The sequence below is a fragment of the Geobacillus sp. WSUCF1 genome (assembly GCF_000422025.1).
Taxonomy (GTDB): Bacteria; Bacillota; Bacilli; order Bacillales; family Anoxybacillaceae; genus Geobacillus; species Geobacillus zalihae.
Map to the genome: position 1 here is coordinate 1 of NZ_ATCO01000053.1, position 14048 is coordinate 14048.

Consider the following 14048-nt stretch of genomic DNA (forward strand, 5'->3'; position numbering starts at 1 on the left):
TTTATCGTACCTATGAGGGATTGAAACGCAGAAAATGCCTTTTCCACTTCCGCCAACACTCTTTGTTTTTATCGTACCTATGAGGGATTAAAACTTATCCAACTCCCCGTCTTCCACACATATCTGAATCGCGTTTTCACCCACGCAATTTGGTGATCTTTTCTCCTCTTGTGCTGTCTTCGCTGGCAATGTGGAGATGACCCACCATCTTCCCTTGATCCTCGCCACGCGCAAAACTTCTTCTTCGTTCTGTTTTTCTCGCGGCAGCTTTGTTCGATGCGCTATACTTGGATAGAAGGAGCAACATTTGTTTGCTTCCGGATGGGCGTTTGTTTTTGCTTTTTCACGATGGGGGCAAGCAAAGGAAAGAAAGGGGAACGGTTATGCGCTGCAAGCTTCGCGATCTCGGTTTTTCCATCGGCACGCTTCCGACAGGGGAGCGCAATCAAATCACCGATGTGCCCGGGGTAAGGGTGGGGCATGTGACGATTCGCGAGGACATCGATGAACGGACGGTGATCCGCACCGGGGTGACGGCGGTGCTGCCGCATGGGGGCAACTGGTTTTTGGAGAAAGTGCCTGCGGCTTGTTTTGTGCTGAATGGGTTTGGGAAAACGGCTGGACTCGTGCAAGTCGAGGAGCTTGGGACGATCGAGTCGCCGATTATGCTGACGAATACGTTCAGCGTCGGGGCGGTTTGGCAAGGGACGCTGGAATATATGTTGGAGGCGACGCCGGAGATTGGGGATGTGACGGGGTCGGTCAACATTGTCGTCGGGGAATGCAATGACAGCTATTTGAATACAGCGCGGGTGATGGCGGTGACGAAGGAGCATGCGAAAGAGGCGATTGCCGCGGCGCGGGTGGAGATGGAAGAAGGGGCGGTTGGCGCGGGTACGGGGATGATGTGTTTCGGGTGGAAAGGAGGCATTGGCAGCTCGTCGCGGATCGCGGGCGGGATGTATACAGTCGGGGCGTTGGTCGTGAGCAACTTTGGACGGCGCGAGGAGCTGCGGTTGGCGCCGTATGTGCCGCCGTCGTTTGATGAGCGGGACGTGCCGCCTGGGTCGATTATGATGATCGTGGCGACTGATGCGCCGCTTGATGCGCGGCAGTTGAAGCGGCTGGCGCGGCGGGCGGCGGTGGGGCTCGGGCGGACGGGAAGCTGCGTCCATCACGGGAGCGGCGACATTGTCATTGCGTTTTCCAATGCTTATACCATTCCCCATTTTTCGGATTCTGCTCTTCAACCGTTCCCTCCGCTCGTCCGTGATGACGCGCCGCTTATGAATGAGCTGTTCCAGGCGGCGATTGAGGCGACCGAGGAAGCGATTTGGAATTCGCTCACGACGGCCGAGACGACGACCGGGCGCAACGGGCGGGTTGGGGAGGCGATTCCGTATTCGCTGCTTCGACGGATGGGAGAATGATCGAAAACGGCCTGAAAGGGATTCCTCTCAGGTCGTTTATTTATGATCTTGGCCGCGCTGTCAGTGCCGGATGTGAAGGCGGTGCGCCCAGGCGGCGATTTTTTCTTTCATGTCTTCACGCCATGCGCGGTCGTGGGTGGTGGATCCGACCAAAGCCCCTGTGGCGATGAGGAGCAGCCCTGACAAGGCGAAAATGGCCGAAATGGATGCGAATCCTGCGATGGCTCCCGCTGCCGTCGGACCAGCGAGGTTGCCGAGAAAGCGGGAGCTGGCTGTGACGCCGAACACGCGGCCTTGGATGCGGCGCGGGCATTGCGCGTTGATCAGCGCTTGAAGGGCAGGCCATACCCCGCCGACGACAAGCCCTTGCAAGAAGCGCCAGACGTACAATTCATAAAGATGGTCCGTCCATACTTGCGGCAAGGCGAACAGGCCGGAGAGCAGAAGCAACATCGGCAGTGTTTTCTCCTGCCCGATCCGGTCGCCGAGCTTGCCTAAATACGGCGCGCCGATGATCGTGCGATGCCGGTGATCGAGGAGGCGAGCCCTGATAGAAATGCGAGATTGCGAGAATCGCCGACGAGCGACTGGACGAAAATCGTCATCATCGAGTTGACGCCAAGAACGGCGATTTGCACGAGAAAGGTGGCGACAAACAAGATGACGAGCGGCCGATGGGCGAATACTTCTTTGAAACTGGCATGGCGCTCTTGCGTCTGCGGCGCGACGGGGTCTTTGTCGAGCCAAAAGACGACAGGAAGCAATGTCGCCAAAATGCAAAACCCGGTCACGAGAAACACCGGGCGGAAGCCGAACCAATCGGATAAGGCGCCGCCGATGAGCGGCCCGATGATGTTGCCGGCGATGCTTCCCGTCTGCAGCGTCCCGAGCGCCTCGCCGCTATGGTCTTTTGGCACGACGCGCGCCAAGTACGAAAACGAGACGGTGATGAATCCCGAGAAAAAGCCGACCAAAAAGCGAAGAACAAGCAGCGCCATCGGCGAATGGGCGAACGCCATGCAGCTGGTGATCAGCCCCATGCCAATCCCCGCGCGGATGAGGTTGGCGCGCTGGCCGTACTTGTCGGCGAACATGCCCCAAATCGGCGCCATGATGGCCGCTGACAAAAACGTTGCCGAAAAGACAAGACCAGTCCAGACGCTCAACGAATGGCGCTCCGTGACGCCCATTTCCCACAACAGCAGCGACAAAAACGGAATGACCATCGTCATTCCCGCCGACACCATGAAATTGCACAGCCAAAGGATGCGGACGCTTCGTTTCCAGTTCAAGGCAGGTCATCTCCTGTATTCTTTCGTCTCTCTAATTAATTTTAGCACGATGGAAAAACAAAGGAAACGATTTTGCTTATCAATGGGGCAAGACCATGGCATCGGGCATCGTTCAGGCTTGTCGCGGGCTGCATGTGCTTTTGGCCGCCGCTTGTCCAAGGGAGCGAAACAAACGAATCCCCCTTGCCAACTCGGCAAGGGGGTGATCTATGTCAAAAGGGGGGAGGGGAAAATTAGGCGTTATGCGCTTGGGCGTCTTTCCATTTCGCCAGTTCACGTTCGACTTCTTCGTCAAACGGCAAAGGGGACAACACGGCGTTCGTTCCGAATCGGGCGGCTGCCGCTTCGGCTTCTAACGCGATGACGCGCTCTTCCATGCGGGCGAATCCGCGCAGCGCCTCGTCGGCGGAAAAGGAGGCGAGCGCCGAGTCGATTTGCTTCAACGCTTGCGCGGCGTTAACGCGGGTAGCGAGCTCCAGCTGCTTAGCTGCGAGCTCGTCGTACCGCTCGCGCAGTTGGTTTAGACGGTTGGCGACTTCCGCCGTTTTCGCTTTGATGGCGTCGTATTGTTGTTTGTACGCCTCCAGCTTTTTCTCATACAGCAGCTTGTCGCGCAAAGCGAGTTTGGCGACGGCTTCTTCGTTGCGCTCGAGCGCCAATTTCGCTTGGCGGCTCCGTTTTTCAATCGTCGCCTCCGATTGGGCAATGAGCGTCTCATAGCGCCGCTCGGCGACCCATTGCTGGGCGAGCGCTTGGCGCCCTCGTTCTAGCTGTTCTTCAAGTTCGCGCAAATATTGTTTCGTCATGGCGACAGGGTCTTCCCAGCGGTCGATTTGTTCGTTCACTTCAGCGAGAACGATTGTCTTCATTCGGCGAAAAATGCCCATTTGTTTGTGCCTCCTTTTGAATCGTTTTTTCCCATTCATCGAGCCAATCGGCGGAAACGGATGGCGCCGCTGGCATCAACGCCTCAACAGCAGATGGTTTGCGCGCTTGGCGACGTCCCAAGGCGTACACCGCGGCCAGTGCAAGCAAAAGCAACACCCATTTCGGCAGCAACGCCGCAATTCCGAGCGCGACGAGCACCCAGCCGATCCAGCGCTTCGACCGCGCCGCGGCGAGCCATACGGCCCCGGCGGCGGCAAGCAAAAGAGGAATGAGCCACTTTAGGAACAACATCGGCATCATCCAGCCATCGCGCCGCTCCATGATGAACTCCCGATGGGGATGACCGAATCCGCCCGGCATGCCGTCAAACGGAGCGCCCGGACGCCCGTGCGCCATCACTTCATGCGGAGCGAGAACGTGAAACAGGCTGACCCCCGCGAGAGCGACAAAGGCGAGCAGAAACACCGCTCGAGCTTTTTTCAATCTCGTCACCTCCTTTTGTGTGGTGGACTGGCTTACGGTTTGTATTGTAGAAGGGGAAGGAGAAAATTAGGTGAAAAGCGAATGTTTTTTGAAGGGGTTTTGAGCATATCCTCCATTAGGGGGATCCACGCAAGATGGACGAGGATTTTCGCATGACATGGCGGGGGAGGAAGGAAAGACGTGGTTCGGTCGTATGGGGTTGATGTGGGCGGCGCTTTGTTGGTGTTGTTGTTTTCCTTTTTGTTTCCGACGTTTTATGTTGGATATTATGCGTACAGCTCGTTTTTGGGGTTTGCCATCGGTTCGTTGATCGTCGGCTTGGCGAGAATTCGCTGGCATCCGCAGGCGCGGTTCGGCGGTACTCTGATCGGTTCGTTCCTCATCATCGCGGTGTCTGTCCTCATCATCCGCCTGTTTCCGATCGAAATCCGCGATGTCGGAGACTTGGTTATGCAGTATATCAACGCGGTTGTGAATGCGTTGATATATTTGGCATTCTCCACGCCCTCCACCTGTTGCATCGCCTGAAGCAGGGCGACGTTCCGTTTGCGAAAAAACGCTGAAGCGGCTCATAACGCCTGTCTCACCGTTCAAGAATCATTAGTTGAAATGTGAGGAAGAACATGAAAAACTGTTCTCCATCATTGTCCCTTGCATCAGAGAGAAATCATGAAAGAATGATAACGATGGCAAGGTCGATAGAAAAAAACAAGCTTCTGAAGCAATTACGCTTCAGAAGCTTGTTCGACGGCCGTGGCAAATTGGCGGCGATGTTGGATAGTCAAATAAACGAGTGTTCCCATCATCATGGCAACAACAAATAGAAGCAGCTTGCCGATGTTTTCCCACATAAACGAGAAATCACCGCTTGAGATGACCGCTTTCAATCCGAAAACCGAATACGTCATCGGAAGCCATGCGTTAAAGTGTTGCAACGAGCGTGGAATCAGTTCGAGCGGGAATGTTCCCGCGCTTGTTGTCAATTGCAAAATCAGCACGACAATCGCGATAAATCTTCCTGGATCGCCGAACACGGTAACAAGAAATTGAATGACAGATAAAAATGTGATGCTAGTGACAATGCTAAACACGATAAAGAGCGGGACGCTTTTTACGTGTAAATCGAGTCCAACCAGCAACACGACATCCGCCAGCAGTGCTTGCAAAATCCCAACGCCGATCAAGACGCCGAATTTAGCCAAAAACCAATGCAATGGCGAACGTGGAACCCCTGCTGGTTCGCGAAGCGGAAAGACGATGGAAAGCAACAGCGCACCCACAAACAATCCGAGTGACAAGAAGTACGGCGTAAACCCTGTTCCGTAGTTCGGCACTTTATTGATTTCTTCCTTGTGGAGATTCACTGGTTGGGCAAACATGTCGTAGACAGCCTCATTGGCCTTGACATCGCTTGCTTGTTCGGCTCCTTCTTTCAACTTATTCGCCAATTCTTTTGAGCCGTCTGTCAGTTGGTTGACACCATCTTGCAAATGTTTTGTCCCGTTCGTTAATTCCTTCGTTCCATCCGCTACTTGTTGTGAACCGTTTGCCAACCGACGCGTGCCATCTTGAAGCTGATCTGCTCCTTGAGCCAATGTTTGCAGGCCTGAAGAAAGTGTTCCACTGCCATGGGCAAGCTGGCTTGCTCCTTGTGCAGCTTCTTGCATTTTTTCATACATTGTGTTCATGCCGCTGACGAGTTGTTCTTGGCCATTCGCCAGTGCGTCTGCTCCATTGACAAGTTGTTGTTGACCGGCAAGCAGTTTGTCGATTCCGCGATCGAGAGCGATATGCCCTTCGTGCAGCTGTCGGGCTCCTTCGTGCAAAGAAGAGGCTCCAGAGTGCAACGATTGGGCGCCGCTATTTAACTGTGCAAGGCCGTTTTTGACTTGTTGGCTTCCTGATGATAGCTTCATGATCTGCTGTTTTAATTGTTCGTATACGGCTCTCTGTTGCGCTTGGGGAGTTGCCTTGATGAGCGCATCCAACTGTGTGTCCAACTGCTCAAGACCGTTTGCGACTTGTGCTGCTCCTGTTTGAACTTGTGCGGCTCCTTCCTGCCACTGAGCCAGTGAAGCTGTGAGCTTTGCCGCTCCATCGCTCAATTGTTCAGATCCTTGTAAAAGTTGCGGAATGCGGGCGTCGAGCGCTTGCATCCCCTCATATACGCGTCTTGTCCCTGAAGCAAGATTCGCTGTTCCTTGTTGAGCCTGCTTGGCTCCGGAGAGGAGTTTCTCTTGCCCAGCGGTCATTTGTTTCATCCCGTTGTAAAGCGTTTCGATTCCGGTTTGAACTTGCAATGAGCCACTGGCAGCTTGGTGCAGTCCGTCAGTAAAGCTCACGGATTTTTCCGCGAGTGTCGCTAAATGGTGATATAACGTTTCACTTCCGTCTTGTGCTTTTTTCATGCCATCATACAGTCGGTTTGTTCCGTTTTGTGCTTGGCTGAGTCCGTCATGCAGTTGTGCGGCTCCGTCGCTCGCTTTTGTCAATCCGTCAGCGACGGTTTGAATCGTATCAAACATGCTTTCGGCATATGTTTCTGTTATGGCGTTCGCTACTTCGTTTTTTATTTTTTCAACTGCAGTTTGACCGATTTGTGCCGATAGAAAGTTAAATCCCTCATTCGGTTTGTAAATGAGCTCCAGTTTTTTCGGATGATCGTCTTGCAGCGTTGTCGCATTCCGGGAAAAATCGTCAGGGATTTGAATGAGCATATAATATTTTTGTTCTTTTAACCCTTTTTCCCCTTCATGTTCGGTTACAAAATGCCAGTCAAACTGTTTGTTCTCTTTTAACTTCTCGACGAGATCTTTTCCAAGATGAATCTCCTTTCCGTCGAGCATTGCCCCTTTGTCTTGGTTGACTACAGCGACGGGAAGTTCATCCAAATGATTGTATGGATCCCAAAATGCCCATAGAAACATGCCGCTGTATAGAAGAGGGATGAATAATACAGCTATGACAGGAATCAGTACTTTGCGGTTGGTCAGAATGGCCTTCCATTCTTTCAACCATAATTGAAATGCGTGCATGCCCGAACCTCCTTTGTTTATAATTATGACTGATTTGTCCATTTAGTCATTTTTAGCCCAAAAAGTGAAGGATTATCATGGAGACAATCCTTTCAGCAAATACAGATCAAACAGTTCGGCAATGGTTTGTTGAGACAATGGTTCGTGCTCTTTTTCCCATTCAATGCTTAGTGCGATGTACATTTTAAACATGAAAAATGCCGTCAACTCAGGATCGCAAGGGCGAATTTCTCCTTTTGCCATCGCTTCTTCAATTTTTTCGCGAATATAGGCAATCATTTCGCGATCAAGGCGTTTCATCACCTCTCGTACAGCTGCGGTGCCAATATCGCGAACTTCCTGCAAAAGTTTGATGGTTAATTCATGTTCCTGGCGGAACGTAAAAATACGTTGCAAGGCGCGTTGGACGTTTTCGCTGAACGGCAAACGATCATCCATAGCCGCATCCGCTTCATGCTTAATTTCGGATATAACAGAGGAAACGATATGGTCAAGCAACTCTTCTTTGCTTTTGAAAAATGTATAAATCGTTCCTTTCCCGACATTAGCCATCTTCGCTACTTGATCCATTGTCGTTGCTTTGTAGCCGAACAGCGAAAATGATTGGGTGGCGGCATCAATAATTTGTTGTTTTTTATCCGACATGGGCATTCATCCTTTGTTTTGACTAAATGGACGATTTGGTCATCACGTTTTAAATCATAACATGAATACGTTCGATTCGCAACAACAATATTTATGTTTCGTTTTTCTCACTCGACGGCGCGTTCTGTTGGGGGAAGGAAGCCTTGGCCTTGCTGTTTTGTCCCCCGGATTTAGCAAGGAAGACGAACAAGAAATTCGGTTCCTTCCCCGATTTGACTATGGACGTGGATCGCGCCGCCGTGGGCGTCGACGATCCATTTGGCGATCGACAGCCCGAGGCCGTGGCCGCCTTGTTGGCGAGAGCGCGCTTTGTCGACGCGGTAAAAGCGGTCGAAAATGCGGCCGATGTCTTCCGACGGAATACCGATGCCAGTGTCCTTGACGGAAAGAAACACGTGCTTTGGCTCGGTGCGGATCGACAGCGTCACCTCGCCGCCTTCGGGGGTGTATTTGATCGCGTTGTCAAGCAAAATGTACAACAGCTGCGTCAATTTGTCCGGGTCGGCGGTGACAATCGCCTGCTCGGGAGCGTGAAAATGCATCGTAATCTGTTTTTTTGCCGCCAGTTCCGACATGAGCTGGAACGTGCGCTCGGCGTGCGGGCGGAAATCGAACGTTTGTTTTGAAAGCTCCAGCGCGGCGTGTTTCGCATCCGCGCGGGCGAGCGTCAACAAGTCGTTCATCAGTTTCGTGATTCGCTTCAATTCGTCACGCAGGCGGTCGAGCAAGCGGCGGGCAAAGTCGTTTTTCATCACATCCTCCTCAAGCGAAAGCGCCTCGACGGACGAGAAGACGACGCTGAGCGGCGTCCGCAGCTCGTGCGAGGCGTCGGCGACGAACTGGCGCTGCCGCTCGTACGCTTCTTCAATCGGTGCGAGCGCGCGCTTGGACATAAAGAAGCTGAGCGCGACGCCGACGGCAAGAAACAAAACGGCCAAGCCGATGAGCACAATGAGCAGCCAATGGAACACGCCGAAAAACGACGTGACGTCCATGCCGATATACAGCATGCCCACGAAATCGCCGTGGATGACGAGCGGACGGGCGGCGGCGAGCACGCGCCAGTCGCGGGCCGCTTCGCGCGCGAGGCCGGGCATATGTTCCGGCAAAGAGACGCTCATGTAGACGGGAGCGCGCTCATTTGCCTTGAGATGGGACAAGGCGTTTAAAAAATACGGGCGCAGGCGCGGGTGGACTTCATCCCCCGCGAGCAGGCTGCCGTCTGGGCCGATGACGTAAAAAAAGAGTTGGTCTTCGCTTAACAAAATGACATTTTCATCATCAAACAAGTCGAAATTGCTTTGCTTGAGCAGCACTTGTTCGATCGTATTCGCCTCTTGCTCGGCGAGGCGGCTGATGCGCCGCTCTTGGTCAGAGGTGGCGATCCAGTAAAACAGTGCAGCGGCGATCATGATAAACAAGGCGAGAAACAAGGTGAAAATGCCGCTGTAGAGCGCTGTGAGCCGCCAATGGGCGCGGCGGAACAAGTCGGCGCTTCCTAGGCGGCGCAGCCAGTCGCGCCATTCATTCCATCGATTTCTCAATTTTATATCCCACCCCGCGCACTGTTTGAATGACATCGTCTTTCAACTTTTTGCGCAATAGTTTGATCGTCGCATCGATCGTTTTCATCGACACATCGGCGTCCCACCCCCAGACGCGGTCCAAAATCGTCTCGCGCGGCACGACTTGCCCTTGGTTTTGCACGAGCAGGTCAAGGAGCTGAAACTCGCGCGGGGTGAGGAAAATCTCTTCATCGCCGCGATGGAGCGTATGGCTTGTCCGGTTTAAGGTGAAGCCGTGAAACGCCACTTTTTCCTCTTGAAGCGGGACGAACGTCCGCCGTGCGAGCGCCTTGAGCCGCGCGACGAGCTCGTCGATTTCAAACGGTTTGACCAAGTAATCGTCCGCTCCCGCCTCAAGCCCGGTGACGCGGTCGTGGACGGCGTCTTTCGCCGTCAACATCAAAATCGCGCCTGTGTAGCCGTTTTGCCTCAACCGTCGACAAATGTCCACCCCATCGCCGTTTGGAAGCATCCAATCGAGCACGACGACATCGTAAAACTCCGCCATGGCGTAATCGTACGCATCTTCCCCTTCCTGCACCCAATCGATATGGTCGATCCCTTTCTTTTTCAATAAATGAACGATCAGCTCCCCTAGGTGAAGATCGTCCTCGGCCAGCAAAATTTTCATCGCCATTCCTCCCGTTCTGTCTCTCTTCCTTCTTAATCATATCAAATCGTTCGTGAAAAAACGGTGAAAACGCAGCCCATTCGCCGCGCAGAAGGCTGTTCTCTCAAAAAGAATTTTCACCATTTTTTCACCTTCCTTGGCTATCATGATGGACGAAGAGGAAAAGGAGGCAAACGGCGATGAGGAAAATGAGGAATTTGCATCTTTGGATTGGGCTGATCAGTTCGATCTTTTTGCTTGTTGAGGCGGTGACGGGGCTCCTTCTATCCGAGCCGTGGCTGATCGGCCAGGCGGAGCGCGGCGAGATGCACCGCGCCGCGCAGGAAAGAATGAACGCGTTCGGGGCGGGGCAGACGTCGGGGACGGGAGCGTCCACGGCCCCGATGACTCCGCGTGCCGAGGAAGGGGGATCGTCGCTGATGATGTTCGTCCGCCAGCTGCACGAAGGGAGAATCGGTTCGCTTGACATCCGCTGGGCGGTTGATGTCGCGGCGGTGGCGATGATCATTTTGACCGCGACGGGGATTTTCCTGTCGATCCGCACGCTCGCAGCGGGACGGAGGCGGAAGCAGAAGCGGATGACGCCAGCGCCGGAGACGACATAACGTACGCAGGAAGGGATGAAACGATGCATCGGAACAATCGGAGGAAACAGTGCCGCTGGTCCTCCCTTTATGCGAGACCGATCGATGTCGGTGGCATCGTCGTATTTCGCCCGCCATTTCACTGCTTGGCGGCCATTCGCACAAAAATGTCGTATATGCGATTAGGGATCACGAAGGAGGAGATGAGCCATGGACATGATGCCATTTGAACCAACCCCAACGCCAGAACCGAAACGCCGCGGCCGCTTTGTATCGTGGCTCGCCGCTTCCGTCGCAGGGGCGGTGATTGGGAGCGCGGCGACGTGGTATGTGGCGCCGAAATGGATGCATGAAGAAACGAATTCCCAAACGGAAACAGCGGAAACGACCGCAAAAAGCGAGGCGCTGCCATTGCAGCCGACGGCGAACGTCAACACGAATATGATTGACGCTATTAACAAAGTCGCCGATGCGGTCGTCGGGGTCGTCAACATTCAGAAGCAAGTGGACTTTTTCTCTGATCAAGCGCAAGATACCGAAGCGGGAACGGGGTCGGGCGTCATCTTTAAAAAAGACGGCAATGCGGCCTACATTGTGACGAACAACCATGTCATTGAAGGGGCGAACAAAGTCGAAGTGGCGCTCGCGAACGGCAAGAAAGTGAACGCCGACATCGTCGGCGCGGATGCACTCACCGACCTCGCCGTCTTGAAAATCCCTGCTGAAGGGGTGACGAAAGTGGCGAGCTTCGGCGACTCGTCGAAGGTGAAAATCGGCGAGCCTGTCGCGGCGATCGGCAACCCGCTCGGCCTTGATTTGTCGCGGACGGTGACGGAAGGGATCGTCAGCGGCAAACGGACGATGCCCGTCTCAACGTCAGCGGGCGATTGGGAAATCGACGTCATCCAAACGGACGCCGCGATCAACCCGGGCAACAGCGGCGGGGCGCTCATCAACAGCGCGGGGCAAGTGATCGGCATCAACAGCATGAAAATCGCGGAAACGGGCGTCGAAGGGCTCGGCTTTGCCATCCCGAGCGAAAACGTCAAACCGATCGTCGAGCAGCTGATGAAAGATGGGAAAATCAAACGCCCGTACCTTGGCGTCCAGCTTGTCGATGTGGCGGATTTGTCCGATGATGTCCGCACGAATGAATTGAAATTGCCGTCGAACATCACAAGCGGGGCGGCCGTCACGTCCGTCGAACCGTTCTCCCCAGCCGCCGCGGCCGGATTGAAATCGAAAGACGTCATCACGGCGATCAACGGGGAGAAAATCGACAGCGTCAGCGCGTTGCGCAAATATTTGTATACGAAAACAGCGGTCGGTGATCGCATCAAACTGACGATCTATCGCGACGGGTTTGAGACGACCGTATCGGTCACCTTAAAAGCGAGAGACAGCAGCCAGTCGTAAGAAGACATCGCCTCTTTTCAGCCGAAGCGGCTGGAAAGAGGCGATGTTCATTTTCGTGTGCGGCGCTTGCTCATGATGCTGGAGTATAAAGCGAAATGAGACGGCTGTACGTTGATTCCGTGTCGTCAGCACTTTTTGTATCGAGTCTGCTCATATTGCGAGAGCTGGCAGGACGACGTGCAGCCGTTGCATGTCCGAGAGTGGGTGCGCCCTCAATACAGGGGGCCCCATGATCCGAATCATCACTTCGCTCGGAATGATGTTGGAGGAAGGGCTTCGTTTGCTGTTGTCACAAGGACCGAATTCCTTGGCTAGAATAGGCGTGCCTACTACGAGCCACAAGGACCGTTCGTGCCTCATATGTACAACAGCGAAGTCTCACGAAGGGATCTCAGTTGTCCATGGAGATGAGTAAGTTTGCTCACCTACGGTTTCAATTGGGCAACGACTCTCGGAAGCGGCTGCACCACCATAATTTGATTTTCCTGATGCTCCATTCGGTTTCTGTTGTTTGAAGCGCATGAACACGCCAATACATGGGCGGATGGGGCATAAACTGGAATTCCAAAAATCTAAAAAACCAAGAATCTCTTTCTAAGGAAGAGATTTTTTTGTCCTTTTTATTTGCTTCTTGCTCGTTTTTAAAATCAATGTGGTATCCTACAGACTTTTCCAATGCTCGATCTTGATATTCACACAGGATCGTCAAACTGTTAGCCATTTGAGCATTCCCACCGTCCAACAGCGTTGCTCCTAAATGATCTGCCCGGACTTCCATCCACTGTGTGAATAGAGATTGGAAAGCAGGAAGCAGAAAAATCAAGAGCCATAGGCCGAGAAAAACAAAGATTTGATTATGTTCTAGCCAATTTGGAAAGGCTTCATGGATAAGGAAAACACCAGCAAAAACTAACCCGATCAACGCAAATCGCAATAACTGTCCTATCAAGACATCTCGCTTTTTCACATGAATCGCCTCATGAGCCAAAATGCCTTCAATGGCTTCATGGGGAAGTTTCAGCGTTTCTGAAGTTAACGCTACCAATGATCGACCAATATTCGCACCTATCGCAAAACCGTTATATTCGGCCGATTCCGTAACATAAATATCAACATGAGAAAGGCCGGCACGTGAAAAGACTTTCTCGATGATGGGCAGCAAATCGGGATCGTCTATTTTCCTCATATCTAAAGCGATTTTCAATACGCGATCCGAAATCCATAGATTGAATATCCAAAATAGTATAATAACAGCGGTTGTTGCGATCGGCCCGATCCCCAGCAAAGTAAACAGTGTGAGAAGGGCTGCATAAGCTCCCACCCCTTTCACCGTTGCTGCAAAATACCATTTTCCTAAAAGTCGTTTCCAATTTTTCGGATGATAAAAAGGCTTTACTTCGAACTCTTCCATTTTATGTATTTCTCCTTTAAGGAGAAAATCCATCGATTCTAATGGATCAGGGGTGAGATAAACTTTTTCACCGGAAAAAGATAACTTCCACGTTTTCCCCATGCTGGTCGTATAGTCCATATTAGGAGAGAACAAAGAAAAAAGCTGGAATAGTTGCAACACATCCGGCCTTGTCTGAACGCTTACTTCTGAAAGTTCCTTCAATGGATATTTTTTGGTTTCAAACAAAGATACAGCATATAATGCTTCTTCGTGTTCTGCGTAAAAAAGGCGGAGAGAGCGAAGCAGTCCCACTCTTTTTGTCAGCCCAACAAAAAGAGAGATGAAGCTATATAAAAGGATGAACGTAATCGCGGAATTCGGCCCGAAAAGGAAATAAAGAACAGCAATGACGATGAAAAATCCGGAAAATAACAAATCCGCTAATAGGCGCTCTTTATTTTTAGACAAGACTATTTCTCTCGCACCTTGTTCTTTTAGTTGATCGATGATCTCTTTCAATTGGGTTTTGCTTCTTTCCGGTACCGGAGAGCTAAAAAAGCTAAATCCAAATATAAAAAAAATGGGCACCGTTTTTATAAACCCTTGATCTAAGAACACATAGACGATCCATCCGATTCCGAGTATCGCAGTGAGGATATGTACATATAAAGAAGGACACCATTTTT

General features: G+C 52.3%; 14 protein-coding genes. 5 read left to right on the forward strand and 9 right to left on the reverse strand.

Annotation, left to right across the window (positions count from 1 at the left end; all coding sequences use genetic code 11):
• The first annotated feature begins 383 nt into the window (after positions 1 to 383).
• Positions 384 to 1430 carry a P1 family peptidase gene (locus I656_RS10260; RefSeq protein ID WP_033005207.1) on the forward strand — a complete coding sequence of 349 codons (1047 nt, stop codon included), beginning with the start codon at positions 384 to 386 and terminating at the stop codon, positions 1428 to 1430.
• A 60-nt stretch (positions 1431 to 1490) separates the two neighbouring features.
• Here the strand turns inward: I656_RS10260 and I656_RS19065 are convergent, their stop codons facing one another.
• The 4 genes from I656_RS19065 to I656_RS10250 all read right to left on the reverse strand — a co-directional run bounded on the left by I656_RS19065 (position 1491) and on the right by I656_RS10250 (position 4093).
• Positions 1491 to 1988, reverse strand: a complete 498-nt coding sequence (locus tag I656_RS19065; RefSeq protein WP_235048606.1) for an MFS transporter — start codon at positions 1986 to 1988, stop codon at positions 1491 to 1493.
• Positions 1925 to 2722 (reverse strand): MFS transporter, encoded by a 798-nt coding sequence (locus tag I656_RS19070; protein ID WP_020754544.1) that lies wholly within the window; start codon positions 2720 to 2722, stop codon positions 1925 to 1927. Before I656_RS19070 ends, I656_RS19065 begins: the two co-directional genes overlap by 64 nt.
• Positions 2723 to 2955: 233 nt before the next feature.
• Positions 2956 to 3609 (reverse strand): PspA/IM30 family protein, encoded by a 654-nt coding sequence (locus I656_RS10255; protein WP_020754545.1) that lies wholly within the window; start codon positions 3607 to 3609, stop codon positions 2956 to 2958.
• On the reverse strand, positions 3569 to 4093 hold the full coding sequence (locus I656_RS10250; RefSeq protein WP_033005196.1) for a hypothetical protein: 525 nt from the start codon (positions 4091 to 4093) through the stop codon (positions 3569 to 3571). Before I656_RS10250 ends, I656_RS10255 begins: the two co-directional genes overlap by 41 nt.
• A 180-nt stretch (positions 4094 to 4273) precedes the next feature.
• Between I656_RS10250 and I656_RS10245 the strand changes: the two genes are divergently transcribed.
• Positions 4274 to 4621: a hypothetical protein gene (locus tag I656_RS10245; RefSeq protein WP_020754547.1), complete on the forward strand. Its 348-nt coding sequence runs from the start codon at positions 4274 to 4276 to the stop codon at positions 4619 to 4621.
• A 197-nt stretch (positions 4622 to 4818) separates the two neighbouring features.
• On the opposite strand, the gene I656_RS10240 is transcribed toward I656_RS10245, so the two are convergent.
• From I656_RS10240 to I656_RS10225, 4 genes are all read right to left on the reverse strand, one after another.
• Entirely contained in the window at positions 4819 to 7128 is a 2310-nt protein-coding gene (locus I656_RS10240; RefSeq protein ID WP_033005198.1) for a YhgE/Pip domain-containing protein, read from the reverse strand.
• Between the two features lie 75 nt (positions 7129 to 7203).
• Positions 7204 to 7773, reverse strand: coding sequence for a TetR/AcrR family transcriptional regulator (locus I656_RS10235; protein ID WP_033005204.1), 570 nt, complete (start codon positions 7771 to 7773; stop codon positions 7204 to 7206).
• Between the two features lie 170 nt (positions 7774 to 7943).
• Complete coding sequence (locus tag I656_RS10230; protein ID WP_033005205.1) at positions 7944 to 9317, reverse strand: cell wall metabolism sensor histidine kinase WalK; 1374 nt, start codon at positions 9315 to 9317, stop codon at positions 7944 to 7946.
• Positions 9298 to 9969, reverse strand: coding sequence for a response regulator transcription factor (locus I656_RS10225; RefSeq protein ID WP_033005208.1), 672 nt, complete (start codon positions 9967 to 9969; stop codon positions 9298 to 9300). The genes I656_RS10230 and I656_RS10225 overlap by 20 nt, the downstream gene beginning before the upstream one ends.
• 179 nt (positions 9970 to 10148) lie before the next feature.
• On the opposite strand from I656_RS10225, the gene I656_RS10220 reads away from it, so the two are divergent.
• Genes I656_RS10220 through I656_RS10215 form a run of 3 tightly spaced genes read left to right on the forward strand, consistent with a single transcriptional unit; the run spans position 10149 to position 11969 of the window.
• Positions 10149 to 10574: a PepSY-associated TM helix domain-containing protein gene (locus I656_RS10220; RefSeq protein ID WP_020754554.1), complete on the forward strand. Its 426-nt coding sequence runs from the start codon at positions 10149 to 10151 to the stop codon at positions 10572 to 10574.
• A 23-nt stretch (positions 10575 to 10597) separates the two neighbouring features.
• Entirely contained in the window at positions 10598 to 10783 is a 186-nt protein-coding gene (locus I656_RS17795) for a hypothetical protein (protein WP_081212707.1), read from the forward strand.
• Positions 10764 to 11969: a S1C family serine protease gene (locus I656_RS10215; RefSeq protein ID WP_020754555.1), complete on the forward strand. Its 1206-nt coding sequence runs from the start codon at positions 10764 to 10766 to the stop codon at positions 11967 to 11969. Before I656_RS17795 ends, I656_RS10215 begins: the two co-directional genes overlap by 20 nt.
• A 433-nt stretch (positions 11970 to 12402) precedes the next feature.
• On the opposite strand, the gene I656_RS0115185 is transcribed toward I656_RS10215, so the two are convergent.
• Positions 12403 to 14048: M56 family metallopeptidase (locus I656_RS0115185; protein WP_033005210.1), on the reverse strand; the 1646-nt coding region annotated here is incomplete at its 5' end.

Coding starts and splice junctions, on each gene's coding strand:
- I656_RS10260 (WP_033005207.1), top strand. CDS start 384: ATGCGCTGCAAGCTTCGCGATCTCGGTTTTTCCATCGGCACGCTTCCG.
- I656_RS10255 (WP_020754545.1), bottom strand. CDS start 3,609: ATGGGCATTTTTCGCCGAATGAAGACAATCGTTCTCGCTGAAGTGAAC.
- I656_RS10240 (WP_033005198.1), bottom strand. CDS start 7,128: ATGCACGCATTTCAATTATGGTTGAAAGAATGGAAGGCCATTCTGACC.
- I656_RS10235 (WP_033005204.1), bottom strand. CDS start 7,773: ATGTCGGATAAAAAACAACAAATTATTGATGCCGCCACCCAATCATTT.
- I656_RS10225 (WP_033005208.1), bottom strand. CDS start 9,969: ATGAAAATTTTGCTGGCCGAGGACGATCTTCACCTAGGGGAGCTGATC.
- I656_RS10220 (WP_020754554.1), top strand. CDS start 10,149: ATGAGGAAAATGAGGAATTTGCATCTTTGGATTGGGCTGATCAGTTCG.
- I656_RS17795 (WP_081212707.1), top strand. CDS start 10,598: ATGCATCGGAACAATCGGAGGAAACAGTGCCGCTGGTCCTCCCTTTAT.
- I656_RS10215 (WP_020754555.1), top strand. CDS start 10,764: ATGGACATGATGCCATTTGAACCAACCCCAACGCCAGAACCGAAACGC.